The sequence below is a fragment of the Shewanella sp. ISS20 genome (genome assembly GCF_056522965.1).
In genome coordinates this window covers 1746721-1769277 of the sequence record NZ_JAWRZK010000001.1, presented here as the reverse complement: position 1 = coordinate 1769277, position 22557 = coordinate 1746721, and the positions used below count along the sequence as shown (strand labels likewise).

Sequence of the window (22557 nt, the reverse complement as noted above, 5' to 3'; positions counted from 1 at the left end):
AGCCTGTAGCTAATAAAAACCAGTCATAATGTTGACTGGTTTTTTTATTCGTGACGATTAATAACACAGCGATTATGTCGATAGTATCGTCAATGTCAAAGCATTAAGCATTAAGCATTAAGCATTAAGCATTAAGCATTAAGCATTAAGCATTAAGCCATTAGCGCTTTAAGCTCGTAGAGTTTTGCTAGCGCTTGGCGCGGCGATAAACTATCAGGATCAAGTGCGACTAAATAGTTTTCAATTTGCTCAACGTCATTGATTTTCTGTAATTGCTGTAGGCTTAAATTAGTTACTGGGCTTAATGAGTTAGGCTCCTTATGATGAGCCAGCTGCTCCAACTCTTTTAATTTAAGGCTTGCAGCGCGAATAACGCTTTGCGGCACACCAGCTAAGGCAGCGACTTGTAAGCCATAACTTTTGCTTGCCGCGCCTTCTTGTACTGCGTGCATAAAAGCTATGGTGTCGCCATGTTCTATGGCATCTAAATGCACATTTTTCACCTGCGCAAGTTGCTCTGGCAGTGCAGTTAATTCAAAGTAGTGAGTGGCAAATAACGTCATTGAACCAAGCTTTTTCGCCAAGTAATCTGCTGCTGACCAAGCGAGGGATAGGCCGTCGTAAGTTGAGGTTCCGCGGCCAATTTCATCCATTAATACCAAAGAATTTTTAGTGGCATTATGTAAAATATTGGCAGTTTCTGTCATCTCCACCATAAAGGTTGAGCGGCCTGAGGCTAGGTCGTCCTGCGCGCCAATGCGGGTAAAAATGCGATCAATTGGGCCAATAGTGGCACTTTGCGCTGGTACAAAGCTACCTATGTGAGCCATCAAGGTAATGAGGGCTGTTTGGCGCATGTAAGTGGACTTACCGCCCATATTGGGACCCGTTACAATCAGCATGCGCCGCTGCTCGTTTAATTGCACTGGGTTGGCAATGAAGGGATCTTTACTGACGTGCTCAACCACAGGGTGGCGACCTGCCTCGATATTTATGCCTAACTCATCGCTTAATACTGGGCAGCAATAGTTCTGGGTTTCAGCGCGTTCGGCAAAGTTTGCCAATACGTCTAATTGTGCTGATGCTAACGCTGAATCTTGTAATAAGTGTAATTGCGGCAGCAATTGGTCAAATAAGGCTTCCCATAATTGCTTTTCAAGGGTTAAGGCGCGGCCTTGGCTTGAAAGCACTTTCTCTTCATATTCTTTAAGCTCAGGGGTGATATAGCGCTCGGTATTCTTAAGGGTTTGACGGCGCTGATAGCTTAATGGCACTTGCCCAGATTGTAAGCGGCTCACTTCAATATAATAACCATGAACGCGGTTATAACCGACTTTTAAGGTCGAAATACCGGTATTGGCTTTCTCGCGAATTTCAAGCTGCTCTAAATAATCGGTAGCCCCTGTGCTTAATTGGCGCCATTCATCAAGTTCTGCATGATAACCGTCACGAATAACGCCACCATCGCGAATAAGCACTGGTGGATTATCAACAATTGCGCGCGACAGTAATTCAAGCTCAGCAGGGAATTCCCCTAATAGTGAACATAAGCGTTGTAAGTGCGGAGCCTTAGCGCAACTCAGTAATTGCTGCAATTCTGGCAAAATAGCTAATGCTTGTCTGAGACGAGCAAGATCGCGCGGGCGAGCTGTGCGCAGTGCTACTCGAGCCAAAATACGTTCAATATCACCAAGACCTTGTAATGGGCTGCGTAGGTCATGGCTTAAGCCGGTATCTAGCAGCTCACCAACAGCTTGATGACGTGAGCGAATATTGTCTTGATGGGTAAGCGGTTGATGGATCCAGCGCTGTAACATCCGACTGCCCATAGGGGTAGCGGTATTATCTAAAATCCATGCCAGCGTATGCTCTCTGTGACCGGCAAGGCTAATGGTCAGCTCAAGATTACGACGGGTGGCAGCATCAAGAATAATGCTGTCGTTAGGATTCATCTTAGTAATAGCATTAATATGGGGTAGGGCGGTGCGCTGGGTGTCTTTAACGTATTGCATCAAACAGCCTGCCGCTTGAAGCGATAAGCGCGCATCGGTAATGCCAAACCCGTGCAAATCCTTTGTGCCAAATTGATTTAACAGGCTTTGAATACAAGTGTCATAGTCAAACTCCCATTCGGGGCGACGTCTACGTCCTTTGACGTTATCTATAATATTAACTTGCGAGAAATCTTCGTTATATAGCAATTCAACTGGGCGGGTGCGCTGTAATTCGGCTTCGAGCGCCTCATTGCTATCAAGCTCAATAATACAAAAACGACCTGAGGCAACATCTAAGGTGGCGTAACCAAAGCCTTGTTTACCTTCATAAATGGCGGCGAGTAAATTGTCTTGGCGCTCTTGCAATAACGCCTCATCGGTTAAGGTGCCTGGGGTAACAATTCTTACCACTTTGCGCTCAACCGGGCCTTTACTGGTCGCGGGATCGCCTATCTGCTCACAGATAGCAACAGATTCACCTTGATGAACTAGTTTTGCCAGATAACCTTCAACCGCATGGTAAGGAATACCCGCCATAGGAATAGGATCACCACCGCTTTTGCCCCGCGCCGTTAATGAAATACCTAATAATTCCGATGCATTTTTGGCATCATCATAAAAAAGTTCATAAAAATCACCCATGCGATAAAACAATAGCATGTCAGGATGGGCGGCTTTGAGCGTCAAGTATTGACGCATCATAGGGGTGTGCTTTTCCAGTTCAGCGTTAACCATAGTCATTTTGCAAACTTCATCTTGAGTCAGGTGGAGTCAGACCTGAGGCCTGAATTTTTGTCGATTTTAGCAAGCTTTGAGGGTGAATGATGCACAGGGCTTTAACTTTCTTCGTAAGTAGAGTTAAGTCTCGTGCTAAAAAATTTTATGAAACAGGGCTTGATACTGTATGACTGTACAGTATACTAAGCCTAATTAAACGGCGCGTGACTTAATACGCGTTTAGTACCTAGATGACTTACTTGGCACTGCGTGGCCAATAACAAGGGATACACAATGAAGATAGATCCAAACAAAGAGAAAGCACTCAGTGCCGTGTTGAGTCAAATTGAAAAGCAATTTGGCAAAGGCTCAATCATGAGACTGGGCGAAGACCGCTCTATGGATGTGGAAACTATCTCAACGGGTTCATTATCATTAGACGTTGCCTTAGGTGCTGGCGGCTTACCTATGGGCCGTATTGTTGAAATTTATGGACCTGAATCTTCAGGTAAAACCACGCTGACGTTAGAAGTTATTGCTGCAGCGCAGCGCGAAGGTAAAGTCTGTGCCTTTATTGATGCGGAGCATGCACTTGACCCAATTTATGCCAAAAAACTGGGCGTAGATATTGATAACTTACTGTGTTCTCAGCCTGATACTGGTGAGCAAGCGCTGGAAATTTGTGATGCCTTAACTCGCAGTGGCGCAGTTGATGTCATCGTTGTTGACTCAGTGGCAGCATTAACCCCAAAAGCTGAAATTGAAGGCGAAATTGGTGATTCACACATGGGTTTAGCCGCTCGTATGATGAGCCAAGCTATGCGCAAACTTGCGGGTAACTTAAAGCAGTCAAACACATTACTTATCTTCATTAACCAAATTCGTATGAAAATTGGTGTTATGTTTGGTAATCCAGAAACTACAACAGGCGGTAATGCGCTTAAGTTTTATGCCTCAGTTCGTCTTGATATTCGCCGTACTGGCGCCATCAAAGATGGTGATGAAGTTGTAGGTAACGAAACTCGCGTTAAAGTGGTTAAAAATAAAATCGCTGCACCATTTAAGCAAGCTGAATTCCAAATCCTTTATGGTCAAGGTATCAACCGTACTGGCGAGTTAGTTGACTTAGGTGTTGCCCATAAACTGGTTGAAAAATCAGGTGCTTGGTATAGCTATAAAGGTGACAAAATTGGTCAAGGCCGCGCTAACGCGGGTAAGTATTTGAAAGAAAACCCAGCCATTGCAGCTGAAATTGAATCGCAACTGCGCACCTTGTTATTAACCAAGACTGATGGCGTACCAAGTGCTGGCGGCGATGAAAATATCGACTTAGAAACGGGTGAAGTGTTCTAAGAGAATGATTGCTGAGGCAAAAAATGCGCTGTTAGCCATGCTGGCGCGGCGCGACCATTCTTGTAAAGAAGTTGCTGATAAGTTAGCCAGCAAAGATTTTAGCGCTGAAGTAATAGCCAGTGTCATAGGTCAATTTCTTGATAGTGGTTATCTTGATGATGAGCGCTTTGCCAGCGCTCTAGTGAGAAGCCACATCAATAAAGGCCATGGGCCAATACGCATTCAACAAGCCATGTTTCAAAAAGGCATAGCCAAATTATTAATCGCTCAGAGTATTAATGATGCCGATTGTGATTGGTATGAGCTTGCGAAAGCTAAAGCTGTGCGTAAATATGGTGAAGCAGAAGCGCTTGATCCTAAAGAGAAAGCTAAGCGAACTCGTTATTTATTATCTCAAGGTTTCAGTTATGACCAAGTCTCTTACGCGCTTAGTGTTAATGACTCAGATTTTGATTAACGCCATGATGCTCTGAAGCCTAAGTTTGAGAGTGTTTGAGTAAATCGGCGAGCTAATCACTTAGCTAATGGCTGTGATAATAGCTATCTAAAAAATCCTTGTGTAGGTCGTAAGTTAGCTCCAATCTTTTATTATGCCCAATCTGCAAAGCTTGGGCATTTTTGTATCTGCACCATCTCATCTCATCTAATGCTTATTAAAGCTTGATAAGCAGTAAGCGTCTGGGCAACTACACCTATCTTTTAAAGTTCCATGGTAACAGGCTGTCGATATCCGGTGCTGGTTGGCACAGTTCATTAAGACAAGCCATGATGTAATCAAATGGTACTAAGCCATTGACCTTTGCCGTTTCGACAATACTGTAAAGCGTGGCACTGGCATGGGCCCCATTAGCTGTCTGACTGAATAACCAATTTTTTCGGCCAATCACAAACGGTTTTACGGCTCGCTCTGCACGATTGTTATCAATACTCAATCTGCCATCATCAACATAACGAATGAGTTTGTGCCATTGATTAGCCAGGTAATTAGCTGCCTCCATCAGTTTGGTATTACCCACTAAATTGGGCTGGTTTTGCTCAAGCCATGCTTTTAGCTTGCCTAGGATAGGCAGGCTAGCCTCTTGTCTGGCAATGTACTTTTCATCAGGACTTTTATCGTTGATGCGTGACTCTACACCGTACAGTTTTTGGATAAGGCTTAATACCATATCCGCTTTGCCGGTTTTATTTTTGCCTTGCAGCTTTTTTGCCTCGATAAATTTACGACGAGCGTGTGCCCAGCATCCCACTAGGGTTGCCTGTGTTTTTTCATAAGCTTGATATCCATCTACGTGCAAATAGCCTTGATATCCATCAAGATAATTGACCACGCAGGCGGCAGCCCGACTGTTATGGAAGTCGTAAAGCACAATATTAGGGATAGGATTATTCGGGGCTGGTGAATCTCGACCTGAGCAATAGACCCACATGTAGCTGTTTACTTTATCGGATTTCACCACTTTTAATGGCGTTTCATCCGCAAACAACGTGGGCTGTTTTAACAACTCTGTTTTAAGCCGTTCAACTAATGGTGCGAAGAGGGTGGCTGATTTGTCTATCCAGCTGCTCATTGTCTGGCGACTGAGCTCAATGCCATATTGCTTAAACATCGCTTCCTGGCGATAAAGCGGTAACCCGTATTGATATTTACTGGTGATAAGCTGACTGAGTAAACTGCTTGTAGCAATGCCTTTATTGATTGGCATCGCTGGCATTGAGGCTTGTTTAATCGGCGTTTGAGTCGAGGATTTATCACAGTGGCGGCAAGCGTATTTAGGCCTAATGTGCTCAATCACTTTGATTTTGGCTGGAATAAACTCAAGCTTTTCTGATTTATCCTCGCCCATTTTATGTAACTCACCGCCACAGCAATCACAGGTCTTATCGGTGATATCATGGATAACTTGCTCGCGAGGTAAGTCTTTTGGCAGTGGCTTACGCACAGGCTTTTTGCGGGTATAGCTAATGGTTTGTTGCTCGGCCTCAATGGCTTCAACAATCTCTTCCACTTCATTGAATAACTCGCCTTGCCCAACAAAGCCTTCAGCACTTTTGCCGAATTGTTTTTGTTGAGCCAAGCGCCAGCGCTCTTCCAAGGCTGCGATGAGTGCATCCTTCTGCGCTAACAGTTTTTCAAGTTCAGCAATGCGCTGTGTAAGGGCGAGTTCATTTTTCATGACGCCTATGTTAAGGCATATCGAAAGGCTTTGTAGTGCTAATTGACCTTGTTTTGATGATCATCAATTGATCGCAAATATTAAAGTAGTTGCTTACCCGTCACATCAATTTTACTGTGGCCAATGACATCATAACCCCCTAATAACCAGTGTAATTGCTGCTCGGTTAATGTCATTGTGGGTGACATGAGTTTGGGCCATTTGAACTTATGCTTATCTAATCGCTTATACCACAGCGCAAAGCCAGTGTTATCCCAATAAAGTAATTTGAGTTTGTCACGGCCTTTATTACAAAATACAAATAGCGCACCACTGAGCACCGGTAGTTCAAGCTCGGCTTCGACTAAGGCGGCTAATCCATTAATCGATTTACGAAAATCGACAGCATCGGCACATAAATAGACGGAAGGCACATCAACAAACATCCTCATGCCATTAGCCCCTTAATGATGGTAAGGATATCCGTTGTTGCTAAATCCGCTGAAAGAGTGAGTTGGCCAGTTCGGGTATCAAACAGCACTGGGTGTTGATGAGTTTGCGTGCAGACTTCAGTGGTGGTTTGTTTTAGTTGTATAAAGCGTGATTGAGTAACGTGAGATGTTTGCTCTGACACGCTTGGCTGGTACTGTTGCTTACCCAGTAAAGCGCGCTGTTTATAATAGGTGGTAATCGAGACATTATGTTGCTGGCAAAATTCGATATTAGTGCCACTAAAAGTATTGCGTTGTAAAAGTAACTGTCGCCACTGCTGACTTGTTTTGTGAGTTGTCATCACCTGCTCCAAATTTATCAATGAGCAGATATTTTCAAATAATCAGATTAACGATGCGAGGTGTGGTTCGCTGGACGGTTACGATAAGCACAGCAATAATCACTTGCATAACGCTCATTTCAATCCACCGAATATCATCACTGAGAGATGATATTAATGTACGTTTGCAGACGGCATTAGATAGGTATCAATTCCATAACCTACCTAAGCGACAGGAAAATTTAGTGATGCTAGCGATTAGAACATCATGGACTCGCAACTTATCTATGCTTGGGTATATAATGCTGCGCAATATCATAGGCTAGTGCTTACACCAGTTAGCCAAATTTTAGTGTATCCAATTCAGGAAGATTTCATGTATCAAACCACTGCAGAGCTAAGAAGCGCTTTTTTAGCATTTTTCGGCAAACATGGTCACCAGATAGTCGACAGCAGTTCGCTGGTGCCAGGCAACGATCCGACCTTGCTTTTTACCAATGCAGGGATGAACCAGTTTAAAGACCTATTTTTGGGCATGGAAAAGCGTAGCTATAACCGCGCGACATCCTCTCAGCGTTGTGTCCGTGCTGGTGGTAAACATAACGACTTAGACAATGTTGGTTATACCGCCCGTCACCATACTTTTTTTGAAATGCTGGGTAACTTCAGTTTTGGTGATTATTTTAAGCAAGATGCAATCCGATTTGCTTGGTCATTTTTAACTGAAGAACTGAAATTACCGAAAGAAAAATTGTGCGTCACCATTTATGAAACCGATGATGAAGCCTATGGCATTTGGTTGAATGAAATTGGTGTACCTGCCGAAAATATTATTCGTATTGGCGATAATAAAGGTGCAGCATACGCTTCAGATAACTTCTGGCAAATGGGTGATACCGGTCCATGTGGTCCATGTACTGAAATTTTCTATGATCATGGCGAACACCACTGGGGCGGTCGTCCAGGCACTCCAGAAGAAGATGGCGATCGTTATATTGAGATCTGGAATATTGTATTCATGCAGTATAACCGTCAGTCAGATGGCACCATGGATTTACTGCCAAAGCCGTCAGTAGATACAGGTATGGGTCTTGAGCGTATTGCCGCCATTATGCAAGGCGTACACTCAAACTATGAAATTGATATCTTCCAGAAGTTAATTCATAAAGCGGCTGAAATCATTGGTACTGATGATATTAACAACCCATCACTGCGAGTGATTGCTGACCATATTCGTTCATGCGCTTTCTTAGTGGCTGATGGCGTTATGCCATCAAACGAAGGCCGTGGTTATGTACTGCGCCGCATTATTCGCCGCGCTGTACGTCATGGTAATAAGCTGGGTGCGTCAGATGTGTTCTTCTATCGTTTAGTGCCAACCTTGATTGAAGCTATGGGCGATGCAGCTCAATTAATGGCTGCCAACCAAGAGCTAGTTGAAAAAGCCTTAAAGGCCGAAGAAGAGCAGTTTGGTCGTACTTTAGAGCGTGGTTTAGGTATTTTAGATCAAGCTTTAGAAGCGCTGGATGGCAAAACCTTAGATGGCGAAACAGTCTTTAAGTTATATGACACTTATGGCTTCCCAGTGGATTTAACTGCCGATGTTTGCCGTGAGCGTGACATTACTGTTGATGAAGCCGGTTTTGAAGCCGCTATGGCAGAGCAGCGCCGCCGCGCGCAAGCTGCGGGACAATTTAGCGCTGATTACAACGCAGCCCTTAAAATTGATACTCACACAGAGTTTTGTGGATATGAGCAATTAACCGCTAAATCAGTAGTGACAGGCCTTTATGTGGCTGGCGGTGCAGTAAACAGTGTTGATGCTGGTACTGAAGCGGTAGTTGTTCTTAAGAACACTCCTTTTTACGCAGAGTCTGGCGGTCAAGTAGGTGATAAAGGTGAACTGAAATCAGCGTCAGCCTCATTCACTGTGACTGATACCCAGAAATTTGGTCAAGCCTTTGGTCATCAAGGTGTGCTGGCGACTGGCACTATTAGCTTAGGTGATAGCCTTGAAGCGATAGTTGATAACAGCTTACGTCAACGCACTGAACTTAATCACTCAGTCACTCACTTAATGCACGCCGCTTTGCGTCAAGTGTTAGGTATTCATGTGACTCAAAAAGGTTCGTTAGTGGACCCTGAGCGTTTACGTTTTGACTTCGCCCATTTTGAAGGCGTAACTCATGCGCAGTTGCAAGAAGTTGAAGTATTAGTAAATACCCAAATTCGCAATAACCATGAGTTACAGACCGCAACCATGGATATTGACGCGGCTAAAGCCAAGGGCGCTATGGCACTCTTTGGTGAAAAGTATGACAGCAATGTTCGCGTTGTAACTATGGGTGATTTCTCTATTGAATTGTGTGGTGGTACCCATGTGGGCCGCACTGGTGATATAGGCTTATTCAAAATTACTTCTGAAAGTGGTATTGCCGCTGGTGTGCGTCGTATCGAAGCTGTGACTGGCGCTGCCGCTATGGATTATGTTGCTCGCGAAGAAGCTGAGTTAGCCGCTGCCGCTGCCTTATTAAAAGCCGATAGCCATTCTCTGGTTGCAAAACTTAAAGCTCAGCTTGAAAAGTTTAAGCAAATCGAGAAAGAAAACGCTCAGCTAAAAGATAAATTAGCGGCTGCTGCCAGCGCTGACTTAGTGACTGAAGCTGTTAACGTTAACGGTATCAAAGTGCTAGTTAAGAAGCTTGATGGCGTTGAAGCGGGCGCGCTGCGCGGAATGCAAGATGAGCTTAAGCAAAAAATGCATTCAGGTATCGTGCTGCTGGCTGTCGCTAATGAGAGCAAGGTTAATTTAATCGCTGGTGTTACTAATGATTTAACTTCAAAAGTTAAAGCTGGTGAATTAGTTGCCTTAGTTGCTGCGCAAGTAGGCGGTAAAGGCGGTGGTCGTCCAGATATGGCACAGGCTGGTGGTAGTGAACCACAGAACCTTGACCAAGCATTGATTCAAGCTATGTCTTGGATCACTGAACGCCTAGCGTAAGAGGTGGTCGTGGTTAATCAACATAAGCTTAGCTGTTCAGAGCTTATTGTGAAGAAGTTTGGTGGCACTTCAGTAGGCTCAATTGAGCGTATTGAAGCTGTCGCCGAGCAGATAGCACATGCCTATCACAATGGCGAACAACAACTAATAGTGTTATCTGCAATGGCAGGCGAAACCAATCGCTTGCTATCACTGGGTGCTGCTATCAATCCACACGCCAATGCGCGTGAGATGGATATGTTAGTAGCAACGGGTGAGCAGGTGAGCATTGCCCTGATGGCGATGGCACTGCATAAGCGTGGAATTGCGGCGAGATCTTTAATTGCCGGTCAAATCAAAATCACCACAGATGCTCATCATGGCCGCGCTAAAATCGAACGCATTGATACTGAATTGCTCAATGAATTGTTAGCCGCTGATATTATTCCTATCGTGGCTGGATTTCAGGGGGTTCAGCAAGCTGATATCACAACGTTAGGGCGTGGTGGGTCAGATACGACCGCCGTGGCCTTGGCGGCAGTGCTCAACGCCAAAGAATGCCAAATCTATACGGATGTAGCCGGTGTATTTACCACAGACCCTAATCTTGAAGCTAATGCCATTAAGTTAGCCAAAATAAGTGTTGATACCATGTTTGAAATGGCAAGGCACGGCGCTAAAGTATTGCATCCAGATTCAGTGGATTACGCTAGACGTTACCAAGTACCGCTTCGAGTATTATCGAGTTTTGAGCAAGGCAGTGGCACCTTAATTGTCCCAAGTTCATTGGTGGACGAGTCCGGTCAAGTGGTTGGTATGGCGGTTAGTCGCTCGCAAGTCGTGATACATCTCAGCTCAGTACATAATAGTGAGCAGGTGTGGGATAACATCACTACTGAATTAAATGAGTTAGGAATAGAAACTAATTTACTGACTAAATCGAATACTAGCACTTCAAGTTTAAGTTTTACCGTTGATAAGTCGTGGTTAGACGCTGTATTACTTAAGCTAGAAACTATGACGCAGCAGCAAAAAATTGCGCCTGTTAAATATGTGGACAATCAGGTAAGATTGTCATTGATAAGTAATGGTTTACTTAATCAAGTGGATGTAATGAGCAAAGCGCAGGGTGAATTAAACAATATTGATGTTGATGTTAATCTGATGTCGGCGTCAGGCGCTAAAGTTGCCATGGTGTTCTGTGAGAGTAAGCTTAATGTTGCGATTCGTACATTACATAATGCTTTTCAGTTAAATAACCAATAATTAAATCGTTGTTTTAGTGTTGGCTACTATTATTTTGTACTAAGCTGACTTTATAATAAGCTGAACTTAATGAACTAAGTACCAAGCGAATAGCAATTGGAACTAAAGGAGCAATCGAATGCTGATTTTGACTCGCCGCGTAGGTGAAACACTAATGATTGGTGATGAAGTGACCGTCACCGTTTTAGGAGTAAAGGGCAATCAAGTGCGTATTGGCGTGAATGCACCTAAAGAAGTTTCTGTGCACCGTGAAGAGATCTATCAAAGAATTCAAAATGAAAAAGCTACCCCTACTGAAGGCGGTAACTTTTAATTTACCCTACCTTATTAACCCTAGCCATTTGCCAGCGTTAGTAATCCGATAGAAGAGTCAGTCTTTTACTGGCTTTTTTTATACCTGAAATTTACCTATCAGTCGTTTTTAGTCGTTTTATTCCAATCAGCGTTAATTAAACCAGTATTGAACTCGGTTTTATCTGTGCCCTACCTGCTATTTCTTTCAAATGACTTTTTATTGTTTAGCTGTAATTTTAAGCGAATCATGTCTTATTATATAAGGGCTTGCATATATTCTCAGCGATATGATTAAAAACAGGACAAACGAAATTTGTTTTCGAAAAATGGTTTGACTTATTTTCGTCAAACAGTAATATGTGCGCCAAGAAACGGAGAGGTGGCCGAGTGGCCGAAGGCGCTCCCCTGCTAAGGGAGTATGGGCTTTAACTCCCATCGAGGGTTCGAATCCCTCCTTCTCCGCCATTTCTTGATTGTAAGTTTAAGTTGCGCATGTAGCTCAGCTGGATAGAGTACCTGGCTACGAACCAGGTGGTCGGAGGTTCGACTCCTTCCATGCGCACCACTTAACTTATAATGATGATCCGAATGCGCATGTAGCTCAGCTGGATAGAGTACCTGGCTACGAACCAGGTGGTCGGAGGTTCGACTCCTTCCATGCGCACCACTTAACTTATAATGATGATCCGAATGCGCATGTAGCTCAGCTGGATAGAGTACCTGGCTACGAACCAGGTGGTCGGAGGTTCGACTCCTTCCATGCGCACCATCTTAGTTTATCTAAGTGTTTGGTTTCATAATTTCTCAAATGCGCATGTAGCTCAGCTGGATAGAGTACCTGGCTACGAACCAGGTGGTCGGAGGTTCGACTCCTTCCATGCGCACCAGAGAGAACAATTTGATATATAGATGCGCATGTAGCTCAGCTGGATAGAGTACCTGGCTACGAACCAGGTGGTCGGAGGTTCGACTCCTTCCATGCGCACCATCAAATGTTCAATGTATATATTTCTAAAATGCGCATGTAGCTCAGCTGGATAGAGTACCTGGCTACGAACCAGGTGGTCGGAGGTTCGACTCCTTCCATGCGCACCACAGAATACGAGACGATTTAATTGCGCATGTAGCTCAGCTGGATAGAGTACCTGGCTACGAACCAGGTGGTCGGAGGTTCGACTCCTTCCATGCGCACCAAGTTAAGTCGGAGAGGTGGCCGAGTGGCCGAAGGCGCTCCCCTGCTAAGGGAGTATGGGCTTTAACTCCCATCGAGGGTTCGAATCCCTCCTTCTCCGCCATTATTTACTATACTCGTTTGAGTGTGGTGGTTAATGAAAATTCGCGCATGTAGCTCAGCTGGATAGAGTACCTGGCTACGAACCAGGTGGTCGGAGGTTCGACTCCTTCCATGCGCACCAAATCGATAAACCCTGCTAGTAATAGCAGGGTTTTTTCGTATGTGTGGTATCTGCTTTTCACTCTCTCATCTAGTCTAAAAATCTTTGGTCTATTACTGACCACACCATTTGATGATTACGTTCGCTGATAGTTATCTATAGCTTTGTAGGGTATTGATTTATTAGCTGATGCCAGCCTATTTGTCTAAATGCATTCCTTGGCTGCTATACTGCGCTCTATTTTGTAGTTAAGGCGAGCTATGACCCATATTAGTATGATGTTTATGGCCTCATTTTTGGCCGCCACCTTATTACCTGGTGGCTCAGAAGTCTTATTAGCCGCTCTGCTCGCTAATGATGGCGCGCTGTGGTGGCAACTGGTGTTAGCGGCGACTGTGGGCAATACCTTGGGCTCTATGACCAGTTACTTGTTGGGATTTGTGGGGCGCAGAGCCATTACGCCTGAGCAAATGGCGAGTAAAGGGTATCAGCGCAGCTTAGCTGTGATTGAAAAATATGGGGTGTGGTCGTTATTGTTGGCTTGGCTGCCAGTGATTGGGGATATTTTATGCGTCATCGCCGGCTGGCTTAAATTTCCGCCGTTATTAACTGGCAGCTTAATATTTATTGGTAAACTGCTGCGTTATCTTGCGATAGCCGCCATTAGCTTGCATTGGCTTAACTGACTTGTAACACGATGTGACTGCCTAATTGCTAAGCAAGAGCTGCCCTTGTATGGTAAAAGGTCAAAATACTTAGCTGACTGGGAACTCGCTTGAGTGTTTTTAGTCTATTGATACACAAAGAATACTTAGAAAATAATTAAGGAGTTTGCCGTGAAGAAATGGATACTTGCTGCGGCTATTTCTGCAGCGTTAGTCGGCTGTGGTAATCATAATGTCAGTAGCGCCTTAGCGCCTGCGGCAAATAGTGCCCAGTTACCAGCTGGGGTGGTGTTGCTAGAAGATGCCAGCACGCCTTTGGGGCAAGTGGCGATTCCTTATAAAAAGTATCAATTGGCAAATGGCTTAATTGTCGTGTTACATCAAGACAAGTCCGATCCTTTAGTGCATGTGGATGTTACTTATCATGTGGGCTCTGGGCGGGAAGTACCTGGTCGCAGCGGTTTTGCCCATTTATTTGAACACATGATGTTCCAAGGCTCGAAAAATGTCGGCGATGAGCAGCATTTTAAAGTAGTGACAGAAGCTGGCGGTACGCTAAACGGCACCACCAATACTGATAGAACCAATTACTTTGAAACTGTGCCTAGCAACCAGCTTGAAAAAATGTTGTGGCTGGAATCGGATCGCATGGGATTCTTCTTACCAGCGTTAACCTCTGAAAAGTTTGAAGTGCAGCGTGAAACCGTCAAGAATGAGCGCGGCCAAAGGGTTGATAATCAACCTTATGGGCGTATGTATGAGCGCTTTGATCAAGCCTTTTATCCTGCAGGACACCCTTATTCTTGGCCTGTGATTGGTTGGCCTGATGATTTAAATCGCGCCACAGTTGATGATGTACGCAGTTTCTTTAAACGTTGGTATGGACCCAATAACGCGACCTTAACCATAGGTGGTGATTTCGACGAGGCCACCACTCTAGCTTCAGTCAATAAGTACTTTGGTGAGATCCCGCGCGGTCCTGAAGTGGAAACCATGGCCAAAGTGCCAGTCACTTTAGATGCCACTCGCTATATCTCGATGGAAGATAAAGTTCATTTACCTTTGCTGCGCATAGGTTTTCCAACGGTTTATGCTGGGCACCCCGATGAAGCGGCGTTAGATTTACTGTCACAAATCTTAGGTGGTGGTAAAACATCACTATTTTACAAAAACTTAGTTAAAGATGGCGTTGCGGTGCAAGCGGGAGTAGGTCATCCCTGCGCCGAGCTTTCGTGTCAGTTATTCATGTATGGCGTCGCTAATCCCGCCCAAGGCGGCAAGCTTGCGGATGTTGAGCAGCGCATGCTGGAGTCCATCGATGAGTTTGTTAAACGCGGCGTCACCGATGAAGACTTACAAAAAGCTAAAGTCCAGTTTGAAGCCGATACTATTTTTGGTTTGCAAAGTGTTAGCGGCAAGGTGGCAAAACTTGCCTATAATCAAACCTTTTTTGATAAGCCAGATTTAATCGCGGCGGATTTAACGCGCTATGAAAAAGTGACTAAAGCCGATGTTATGCGAGTCTTTGAGCAATATGTGCAAGGCAAGCCTAGGGTTGTCATGAGCATAGTCCCAGTAGGGCGCAGAGATTTAATTGCGGCCGCGGATAACTTTGTGCCGCCACCTGTGACAATTGCCGCGCAAGCTGTGGCCATGACGGTTGCAGCTTCGGATGTAACATCAAGTTTTGATCGCTCATTAATGCCAATATCAGGCGCAGCGCCATTATTGCAAGCGCCAAGCTTATGGCAAGGTAAGCTTGCCAATGGTATTGAGGTTATGGGCAGTATTAGCCAAGAAACCCCAACCACAGAAATCATAGTGTATCTTAATGGCGGCAGCAGGTTAGCGAGCGTTGAACAAGCCGGTGTTGCAAGCTTAACAGCCAGCTTACTGAATGAATCCAGCGCTAAACGCAGCACCGAAGAGTTAACCCAAGCGTTAGAGTTATTGGGCGCGAGCGTGAGCTTTTCTGCCGGTAGCGAGCAAAGCATCATACGCATTTCGGCGCTGACCGAGCAGTTAGTGCCGGTAATGGCGATAGTGGAAGAAAAGCTTTATCAGCCAGGCTTTAATGCAGCTGATTTTGAGCGGGTGAAGCAGCAAACCTTGCAAGGGTTACAGCAAGAGCAGGCCGATCCTAATACCTTGGCCGTTAACGCTTTTAATCAGTTAATGTATGGTGCAAACAACCCGCTTGGGATTAACACTAACGGGACTATCGCAAGCGTCACCGCGTTAACTTTGGCGGATGTGAAGGCTTTTTATGCCAAGCAATATCGCGCTGGCAATGCGGCTATAGTGGCAGTGACTGATTTAGACCAAGATAAACTGATGGCAGATTTAGCGGGACTAAGCCGTTGGAGTGGCGCTAAGGTTGAAACACCAGCCTTAACCTCAATGCCTGAACTTGAAGTTGGTACTATTTATGTGGTTGATAAGCCAGGCGCGGCGCAATCAGTGATCCGCTTAGGTAAGCGCGCTATGCCTTTTGATGCGACCGGGGATTACTTTAAATCTTTCTTGATGAATTACCCATTAGGGGGCGCCTTTAATAGCCGTATTAATCTGAACTTACGGGAAGATAAAGGTTATACCTATGGCGCACGTAGCTACTTTAGTGGCGCCCAAGATAACGGTTTGTTTATTGCGGGGGCTGCGGTGCGCGCCGATGTCACTGGCGCGGCACTGGCTGAATTCATTAAAGAGATAAGCACTTATCAAGCAAGCGGCATTACTAGCGAAGAGCTTACCTTTATGCGCAGCTCAATCGCTCAAGGTGAGGCCCTTGATTATGAAACTCCTTATCAAAAAGCGGGCTTCGTGCGTAAAATTCAGCAATACGGCTTAGATAAAGATTTTACCACTCAGCAGTCAGCCTTAATTAACCAAGTGACTAAGCCTGAGTTAGATGAGCTGGCGAAATCTCAACTAGCACTCGATGAGATGGTAATAGTGGTAGTAGGTGATAAAGAGAAAGTCACTAGTCAGCTTAAAGCCTTGGGATATCCGATTAAACAGTTGTAATCGATCGGTTTACTAAAATGCAGAATAACGGCGATAGTTTAGGCTGTCGCCGTTGCTTTTTATGGGTTATCACTTGCCTAGGCGCATTTTGGCAAGCACAATGATTAGGTTTATTTCAACAGGCAAGTTGCCATTACTGAAGTTGCCGTCACTATAGAAGGTTGACCTTTTGCATTCTTTTGAAGATATGATCACCCATTTTCACGATAGCGCGGCGAGACAAGCGTTAGCGAATGTGAATCGTGGCATTGAGCGTGAGGCGCTGCGCATTAATGCTGATGGCAGCTTAGCGAATAATCCTCATCCTAAGGTGTTAGGCTCGGCGCTCACTCATGCGCGCATCACCACTGACTATAGTGAGTCTTTACTCGAATTTATTACCCCAGTCACCCAAGAGGTTGATGCATTGCTGACTGGCTTAACTGAGACTCATGCGTTTACGGTTAAGCATCTTGATGGCCAGCAGTTATGGCCTGTGAGTATGCCTTGCTATGTCGGTGATGTAGCTGATATCCCCATTGGCCGATATGGGCCGTCTAATATTGGCAAGATGAAGACCTTATATCGCAAAGGCCTGACAAAGCGTTATGGCGCCTTAATGCAAATTATTGCTGGGGTGCATTTTAACTTTTCAGTGTCTGATGAGTTATGGCAGCGTTTATATGATGTCAGTGACAAAACCTTAAGCCTGCAAGATTTTATCAGTGATGGTTATTTTGGGTTAATCAGAAACTATCGCCGTAAAGTGTGGATGTTGCCTTATCTGTTTGGTTCATCGCCAGCGATTTGTCAGTCATTTATTAAGCAAGGTACCGCGCCTTTTGAGTTTAAGAAAATGGGTAAAGGCACCTTGTATTTGCCTTTTGCCACATCTTTGCGCATGAGTGACTTAGGTTATACCAATAAAGAGCAAGAAAGATTAAATATCAGCTACAACTCTTTGGCTGAATACCTTGCGGGTATTAAACGCGCCATCAGAATGCCTTCTGATAATTTTGCCAAAATTGGCGTTAAGCACAATGGTGTATATCAGCAGCTTAATACCAATATTTTGCAGATTGAAAATGAATTTTACGCCCCCATTCGCGCTAAGCGCGTAACGGCGAAAGGTGAAACTCCATCGGCAGCCCTAGATAGAGCTGGGGTGCAATATATTGAAGTCAGAGCCTTGGATGTTAATCCATTTAGTCCTGTAGGCATTGATGCCAATCAAGTGCGTTGGTTGGATTTATTCTTACTTTACTGCTTGTTATCGCCATCAAAACCAAGTTGCGCCAATGAGCAAGTTGAAATTACCGCTAACTTACAAGCAGTGATCCTTGAAGGCCGCAAACCTGGCTTGATGTTAAGTCGGGCAGGCCAAGCGGTCGCCATGAATGATTGGCTAATGGAAGTGTTTGCTGACCTCTCAAGCTTAGCTAGCTTGCTGGATGGCGATGAGGGCACTGACTATCAACAAGCCTTAACTTATTGGTCTAAAGCCATTGATGATCCAGAGCAAACCTTATCAGGGCAAGTGATGGCGACACTTGAGCAGCAGCAGTTAGATCATAATGAGTGGGTGCGAAAATTAGCTGAGCAATATCAGCAGTTTTTCACTGACTATCCATTAAGCCCTGACGTTGATGCTGAGTTTACCGAAGAAGCCACTGAATCTATGTTAAAGCAAGCGCAGATAGAGGCCGCTGATGACATAGATTTTGATCACTTCTTGGCGCAATATTTTGCTAAAACCAGTTGTTTTAAATACGTAGATTAAGAGCTTATGCTGCAAATACTTGCCTTGGCGCTATTAGTCTTGATGACGGGGTGTGTTAATCCTAATCGCAACCTTACTTGTGCCGCATTAGCTAATACGCCAGCGCCGCAAGCTGAGGGGCATTATTCTGTCGTTGTGACTCATATCAATGGTAAGCCTGTGGTCTCGTCGCCGATTTTTTATTTAGCGCCAGGGACTTATAATCTCACAATTATGATGCCTCATGAAACTGTGGTGCGTGGTTATAAACACATGCCTGTGAGTCATGAACTCAGCGTGCATTTGCTGGCCGATCATCGTTATCAATTAGGCGGCGTACTGGTAAGTAAAGGCGTTTGGCATGGCTATATTTGGCAAACCCTTGCAGAGCCTTGCTCTATGGCAGTTCCTTTGGGGTAATCCCATGTTGTTTTTACATGTTTCGTGATTGATTATTAGTATAATCAATCACTTCTTATCTTGAGTGGCGATTCCATGCTTGAAATTAAGGCCCAAAGCGGGCGTAAACTCCCGCTAATTGCGCTGTTGTTACTTACGGGTTGTGCTTCTAGTCCGCCGGAAAATCCTGAAAACATTTGTGCCATCTTCAGTGAGCATCGCCACTGGTACGATGCCGCCAAAGATGTGCGTGATAAGTGGGGCGTACCTGTACATATTCCGCTGGCCATTATGTATCAAGAAAGCTCATTTCGGCATAATGCCGCCCCGCCGATGCAATACTTTTTAGGGTTTATTCCAACGGGGCGCGCCAGTGATGCTTATGGCTATGCTCAAGCCAAATCAGGTACTTGGGGGGATTACGCCAAAGAGACAGGTAATTCTTGGTCGAGTCGGAGTGATTTTGATGATGCCATAGATTTTATGGGCTGGTTTGTCACTAAAAGTCATAAAATCAACGGTGTTTCTAAGTGGGATGCCCGCAATCAATACTTAAATTATCACGAAGGCTGGGGCGGCTATAAACGCGGTACTTATAAGTCTAAGCCGTGGTTGATTAAAGTCGCGGCTAAGGTGGATGATCGCTCTAAGCGTTATGCAGCTCAGTATCGCCAATGCCAAAAAGAGCTCGATAGGTCGTGGTTATCTCGGCTCTTTTTCTGATTAGGGTTTGATTCTTCTTTGCTTGTGGTTGCTGCCATTAGCCTGCATATTGCGCTGTGTTTGCTTTATCAAGTTCAACTGCTGCCGATGGCATAGCCTTTGAATTAATAGGCATGGAATTAATAGGCTTTGAATGCATAACTATAGGGCTAAGGGCTTTGCTCTTAGCCTTTTTTGTTGGTACATAGCATGATCAGCCTCAGCAAAACTGCAGTCAAAATCGCCTTGATAGTGACTCTGACCGACGCTGTAACCAATCACAGGCTGGTGCTGTTGGCACATGGTGCCAAGGGCTTGCAAGCTTAACGCTAACTTCGTGCTATTGCCTGGCTCAAACACCACAAATTCATCACCACCAAAACGGGCGATTAATGCTTTCTCGCTAAAGGCGTGCCGCAGATTATTAGCAAAGGCTTTAATCACATCATCCCCCGCAGAGTGACCTAATTGATCATTAATCTGCTTAAGATTATCAAGATCTATCACAATTAATAGACCTGCTGTTTGCTGATGAATTAGCTTATCAAAGCGCTGCCTATTAATGAGCCCTGTTAAACCATCACTATTGGCGAGCGCGTTAATTTGCTGCGCTTGCTGATATGAGGTCAGGGCATAGCTGGCTTCGCGGCTTAAAATGGCCACCAGATTTCTATCAAAATTACCAAAAGCGCCGGCGCGTGGGCTATCTAAATTAAGCATAGCGTAGAAAGTATTGTTGACATAAATGGGGGCGGATAAGGTTGCCTTAATTGGCACTTCACTGCTGTTATGCAATATACGGCACTGCTGCTCTGATAAGGCATTATTACTATTGAACTTGGTTATGTCATCAATAGATACTACTTGATCGCATTTGCCTGCGGTTAATTGGTAGGTGAAGGTTTGCAATATCGAGAAACGAATACTTTGCAGAGCTTGTAAATCCATATGACGGGCGCACAAAAACTCACACTCTTGCGTCTCTTGGTTGATTTTAATGATACTGCCCATTTGTGCGGCCGGCATTAGCTTGATAGCTTGATCAAGCAAGGATGAGAAAAATTCAGTCTCATTATTAAAATCATGGGCGGTTAAGGTGAGTTCGGCCGTGACTTGGTTAATGTGTAACACCCGCTCTAAATGTTGCCACATTTGGTTGATATGCAAGCGATACAGGAATTGCGCCCCAAGAATACATAAAGTGTAGAGGCCAACAAATAGCAGGATATGTTGACCGATAGCCACCTGAACTTTATTTAAATACAACCATACGCACAAATAAATAAAAGGCAGTGCTAGCAGAAAAAAAATGGCGTATTTATGCTTGCTATGTACTTTTGAATGCTTAATTTTGGAGGCTGACATACCAACTCATCAGAAATAAAAAAGCCACAACCCTGCGATGGCTATGGCTATAGTAACTTTTTTGACAAGGAATTGTTAGTGTTAATACCTACTTGTTATCATCTAACCAAGTCAAAGGTGCTTGATATTGTGACGGTAACCATAGTTTCAACGTCTTTAAGGTTTCGCTTAAACGCTCTGGGTCTGTGGCATTAATATTTAGATGGCCGACTTTACGCCCAGGGCGCACTTCTTTGCCATACCAATAAAGCTCGGCATTGGCTAATGATAACCAGCGCGGGTCATATTCCACCCCAATTAAATTAACCATGGCCACCTGACATTTAACGCTTAACTCTGGAATCGCTAAATTAGCCAGCGCACGCAAATGCAATTCAAACTGATTGATATGGCATCCCATTTGCGTCCAGTGACCAGAGTTATGGACCCGCGGCGCGAGTTCATTGACTAATAAGTCATCGCCGAGACGAAAACACTCCATCGCCATCACGCCAACATAATCAAGGCTATTCATAATGCGGCTCAGCATGGCCTGCGCTTTTGCTTGCAATGGTTTAAGGCGCGCTAACGGTGCTAAGGTCGCCATTAAAATGCCATCTTGATGTAAGTTGAGCATTAATGGGTAAAAATGGCACTGACCGTTAGTATCGCGCGCCCCGACCAGTGACACTTCTTCATCAAACGCTATGGCTTGCTCAGCAATACTCAGTTCACGCCAATCATTGGGGATAGCACTATTATTACTGGCATTTAACCAATGCTGACCTTTGCCATCGTATCCGCCGGTGCGCCGTTTAAGTAATACTCGCTCACCTAATTGCTGAAATAGCTCAGCGTTAGACACATTGCTATCCACTAAGCACCAAGGCGCAGTAGCCACTTGGATATCATCTAATAAGGATTTTTGGCTATATCTATCGGCAAGGCAGGCAAACACGCCGCCATTGATAAAATGAGGATGCTGACTTAATTGCAAACTTAACGACGATTCTGGCCATTGCTCGCGCTCAGCAGTAATCAGATCGTTGGCGCCTAAAGGCAGGCGGGCATCACTTGGGGTCATAATATCAACCGGAGTGATGTTAAGGCCTAAAGGCAGGCCTGCATGCTTCATCATGGCGCCGAGCTGGCCGTCGCCTAACACCCAAATATTGGGCATGCTTATGCTAGACATCTTAGGCCTCACGCGGGTCAGGGTTAGATAACACATCATCGGTTTGCGCTTGACGGAACGCATCGATGCGCGCGGCTAATTCGTCATCAGAGATAGCCAAAATCTGCGCGGCCATTAAGCCTGCGTTAAACGCGCCGGCATTACCTATGGCTAAGGTGCCAACGGCTATGCCTTTAGGCATTTGCACGATAGACAATAAGCTATCCATGCCATTTAAGGCTTTGCTTTGCACTGGTACGCCAAGCACAGGTAAACGGGTTTTAGAGGCGAGCATGCCAGGTAAATGAGCTGCGCCGCCTGCGCCGCCAATAATCACACTAAAGCCGTTATCTGCAGCGTTTGCAGCAAAGGCGATGAGTTTGTCGGGAGTACGATGGGCCGAAACCACTTCTACATGATAACTAACTTGTAAAATATCTAAGATCTCAGCCGCGGCCTGCATTGTTGGCCAGTCACTTTTTGATCCCATTACAATGGCTACCTGATGCATCTGAACTCCTGTTATTGTTATTAAGCTTGGCAGAGGGTCTATCCCCTAATGGCGCGCATCATAACATAACGTCT

General features: G+C 44.9%; 17 protein-coding genes and 10 tRNA genes. 20 read left to right on the top strand and 7 right to left on the bottom strand.

Going from position 1 to position 22557, the window contains the following annotated elements; translation table 11 throughout:
- Positions 1-152: 152 nt before the first annotated feature.
- Entirely contained in the window at positions 153-2735 is a 2583-nt protein-coding gene (gene mutS, locus AC1HDP_RS08115) for a DNA mismatch repair protein MutS (protein ID WP_479638359.1), read from the bottom strand.
- A 270-nt stretch (positions 2736-3005) separates the two neighbouring features.
- Here mutS and recA point away from each other — a divergent pair, with 270 nt between their 5' ends.
- Both recA and AC1HDP_RS08105 read left to right on the top strand, forming a co-directional pair.
- Positions 3006-4064 carry a recombinase RecA gene (gene recA, locus AC1HDP_RS08110; protein ID WP_140933311.1) on the top strand — a complete coding sequence of 353 codons (1059 nt, stop codon included), beginning with the start codon at positions 3006-3008 and terminating at the stop codon, positions 4062-4064.
- 4 nt (positions 4065-4068) lie between these two features.
- Entirely contained in the window at positions 4069-4521 is a 453-nt protein-coding gene (locus AC1HDP_RS08105; RefSeq protein ID WP_479638358.1) for a regulatory protein RecX, read from the top strand.
- Positions 4522-4756: 235 nt separating this feature from the next.
- On the opposite strand, the gene tnpC is transcribed toward AC1HDP_RS08105, so the two are convergent.
- The 3 genes from tnpC to AC1HDP_RS08090 all read right to left on the bottom strand — a co-directional run bounded on the left by tnpC (position 4757) and on the right by AC1HDP_RS08090 (position 7010).
- Entirely contained in the window at positions 4757-6238 is a 1482-nt protein-coding gene (gene tnpC, locus AC1HDP_RS08100; protein WP_140929968.1) for an IS66 family transposase, read from the bottom strand.
- 80 nt (positions 6239-6318) lie between these two features.
- Complete coding sequence (gene tnpB, locus AC1HDP_RS08095) at positions 6319-6669, bottom strand: IS66 family insertion sequence element accessory protein TnpB (RefSeq protein WP_140929967.1); 351 nt, start codon at positions 6667-6669, stop codon at positions 6319-6321.
- Positions 6666-7010 (bottom strand): IS66 family insertion sequence element accessory protein TnpB, encoded by a 345-nt coding sequence (locus tag AC1HDP_RS08090; protein ID WP_140929966.1) that lies wholly within the window; start codon positions 7008-7010, stop codon positions 6666-6668. Before AC1HDP_RS08090 ends, tnpB begins: the two co-directional genes overlap by 4 nt.
- A gap of 355 nt (positions 7011-7365) precedes the next feature.
- Between AC1HDP_RS08090 and alaS the strand changes: the two genes are divergently transcribed.
- The 18 genes from alaS to AC1HDP_RS08000 all read left to right on the top strand — a co-directional run bounded on the left by alaS (position 7366) and on the right by AC1HDP_RS08000 (position 19475).
- Positions 7366-9990: an alanine--tRNA ligase gene (gene alaS / locus AC1HDP_RS08085; protein WP_479638357.1), complete on the top strand. Its 2625-nt coding sequence runs from the start codon at positions 7366-7368 to the stop codon at positions 9988-9990.
- A 9-nt stretch (positions 9991-9999) separates the two neighbouring features.
- Positions 10000-11235 (top strand): aspartate kinase, encoded by a 1236-nt coding sequence (locus AC1HDP_RS08080; RefSeq protein WP_479638356.1) that lies wholly within the window; start codon positions 10000-10002, stop codon positions 11233-11235.
- A 118-nt stretch (positions 11236-11353) separates the two neighbouring features.
- Positions 11354-11548: a carbon storage regulator CsrA gene (gene csrA / locus AC1HDP_RS08075; RefSeq protein ID WP_140933309.1), complete on the top strand. Its 195-nt coding sequence runs from the start codon at positions 11354-11356 to the stop codon at positions 11546-11548.
- Positions 11549-11902: 354 nt separating this feature from the next.
- Positions 11903-11994, top strand: a tRNA-Ser gene (locus tag AC1HDP_RS08070).
- Between the two features lie 23 nt (positions 11995-12017).
- Positions 12018-12094, top strand: a tRNA-Arg gene (locus AC1HDP_RS08065).
- A 25-nt stretch (positions 12095-12119) separates the two neighbouring features.
- Positions 12120-12196, top strand: a tRNA-Arg gene (locus tag AC1HDP_RS08060).
- A gap of 25 nt (positions 12197-12221) precedes the next feature.
- A tRNA-Arg gene (locus AC1HDP_RS08055) sits at positions 12222-12298 on the top strand.
- Positions 12299-12339: 41 nt separating this feature from the next.
- Positions 12340-12416 (top strand) — tRNA-Arg (locus AC1HDP_RS08050).
- Positions 12417-12440: 24 nt separating this feature from the next.
- Positions 12441-12517, top strand: a tRNA-Arg gene (locus AC1HDP_RS08045).
- Between the two features lie 30 nt (positions 12518-12547).
- Positions 12548-12624, top strand: a tRNA-Arg gene (locus AC1HDP_RS08040).
- Between the two features lie 22 nt (positions 12625-12646).
- A tRNA-Arg gene (locus tag AC1HDP_RS08035) sits at positions 12647-12723 on the top strand.
- Positions 12724-12732: 9 nt separating this feature from the next.
- Positions 12733-12824, top strand: a tRNA-Ser gene (locus AC1HDP_RS08030).
- 43 nt (positions 12825-12867) lie between these two features.
- Positions 12868-12944: transfer RNA gene (locus AC1HDP_RS08025), tRNA-Arg, on the top strand.
- A gap of 239 nt (positions 12945-13183) precedes the next feature.
- The gene (locus tag AC1HDP_RS08020; protein WP_479638355.1) at positions 13184-13609 is read left to right on the top strand and encodes a YqaA family protein; all 426 of its coding nucleotides are present in this window, start codon (positions 13184-13186) and stop codon (positions 13607-13609) included.
- A 150-nt stretch (positions 13610-13759) separates the two neighbouring features.
- Positions 13760-16615: a M16 family metallopeptidase gene (locus AC1HDP_RS08015; RefSeq protein WP_479638354.1), complete on the top strand. Its 2856-nt coding sequence runs from the start codon at positions 13760-13762 to the stop codon at positions 16613-16615.
- A gap of 187 nt (positions 16616-16802) precedes the next feature.
- Positions 16803-18374 (top strand): glutamate--cysteine ligase, encoded by a 1572-nt coding sequence (gene gshA, locus AC1HDP_RS08010; RefSeq protein ID WP_479639855.1) that lies wholly within the window; start codon positions 16803-16805, stop codon positions 18372-18374.
- Positions 18375-18380: 6 nt separating this feature from the next.
- Positions 18381-18773 carry a hypothetical protein gene (locus AC1HDP_RS08005; protein WP_479638353.1) on the top strand — a complete coding sequence of 131 codons (393 nt, stop codon included), beginning with the start codon at positions 18381-18383 and terminating at the stop codon, positions 18771-18773.
- Positions 18774-18848: 75 nt separating this feature from the next.
- A complete protein-coding gene (locus tag AC1HDP_RS08000; RefSeq protein WP_140933305.1) occupies positions 18849-19475 on the top strand; it encodes a transglycosylase SLT domain-containing protein in 627 nt (208 codons plus the stop codon).
- Between the two features lie 141 nt (positions 19476-19616).
- Here AC1HDP_RS08000 and AC1HDP_RS07995 read toward each other — a convergent pair whose 3' ends face one another.
- The 3 genes from AC1HDP_RS07995 to purE form a co-directional block, all read right to left on the bottom strand.
- A complete protein-coding gene (locus AC1HDP_RS07995) occupies positions 19617-20819 on the bottom strand; it encodes a sensor domain-containing diguanylate cyclase (protein ID WP_479638352.1) in 1203 nt (400 codons plus the stop codon).
- A gap of 88 nt (positions 20820-20907) precedes the next feature.
- Positions 20908-21993 (bottom strand): 5-(carboxyamino)imidazole ribonucleotide synthase, encoded by a 1086-nt coding sequence (gene purK, locus AC1HDP_RS07990; RefSeq protein ID WP_479638351.1) that lies wholly within the window; start codon positions 21991-21993, stop codon positions 20908-20910.
- A gap of 1 nt (position 21994) precedes the next feature.
- A complete protein-coding gene (gene purE, locus AC1HDP_RS07985; RefSeq protein ID WP_479638350.1) occupies positions 21995-22483 on the bottom strand; it encodes a 5-(carboxyamino)imidazole ribonucleotide mutase in 489 nt (162 codons plus the stop codon).
- Between the last annotated feature and the right edge of the window lie 74 nt (positions 22484-22557).

Coding starts and splice junctions, on each gene's coding strand:
- mutS (WP_479638359.1), bottom strand. CDS start 2,735: ATGACTATGGTTAACGCTGAACTGGAAAAGCACACCCCTATGATGCGT.
- recA (WP_140933311.1), top strand. CDS start 3,006: ATGAAGATAGATCCAAACAAAGAGAAAGCACTCAGTGCCGTGTTGAGT.
- AC1HDP_RS08105 (WP_479638358.1), top strand. CDS start 4,069: ATGATTGCTGAGGCAAAAAATGCGCTGTTAGCCATGCTGGCGCGGCGC.
- tnpC (WP_140929968.1), bottom strand. CDS start 6,238: ATGAAAAATGAACTCGCCCTTACACAGCGCATTGCTGAACTTGAAAAA.
- tnpB (WP_140929967.1), bottom strand. CDS start 6,669: ATGAGGATGTTTGTTGATGTGCCTTCCGTCTATTTATGTGCCGATGCT.
- AC1HDP_RS08090 (WP_140929966.1), bottom strand. CDS start 7,010: ATGACAACTCACAAAACAAGTCAGCAGTGGCGACAGTTACTTTTACAA.
- alaS (WP_479638357.1), top strand. CDS start 7,366: ATGTATCAAACCACTGCAGAGCTAAGAAGCGCTTTTTTAGCATTTTTC.
- csrA (WP_140933309.1), top strand. CDS start 11,354: ATGCTGATTTTGACTCGCCGCGTAGGTGAAACACTAATGATTGGTGAT.
- AC1HDP_RS08020 (WP_479638355.1), top strand. CDS start 13,184: ATGACCCATATTAGTATGATGTTTATGGCCTCATTTTTGGCCGCCACC.
- gshA (WP_479639855.1), top strand. CDS start 16,803: ATGATCACCCATTTTCACGATAGCGCGGCGAGACAAGCGTTAGCGAAT.
- AC1HDP_RS08005 (WP_479638353.1), top strand. CDS start 18,381: ATGCTGCAAATACTTGCCTTGGCGCTATTAGTCTTGATGACGGGGTGT.
- AC1HDP_RS08000 (WP_140933305.1), top strand. CDS start 18,849: ATGCTTGAAATTAAGGCCCAAAGCGGGCGTAAACTCCCGCTAATTGCG.
- AC1HDP_RS07995 (WP_479638352.1), bottom strand. CDS start 20,819: ATGTCAGCCTCCAAAATTAAGCATTCAAAAGTACATAGCAAGCATAAA.
- purK (WP_479638351.1), bottom strand. CDS start 21,993: ATGTCTAGCATAAGCATGCCCAATATTTGGGTGTTAGGCGACGGCCAG.
- purE (WP_479638350.1), bottom strand. CDS start 22,483: ATGCATCAGGTAGCCATTGTAATGGGATCAAAAAGTGACTGGCCAACA.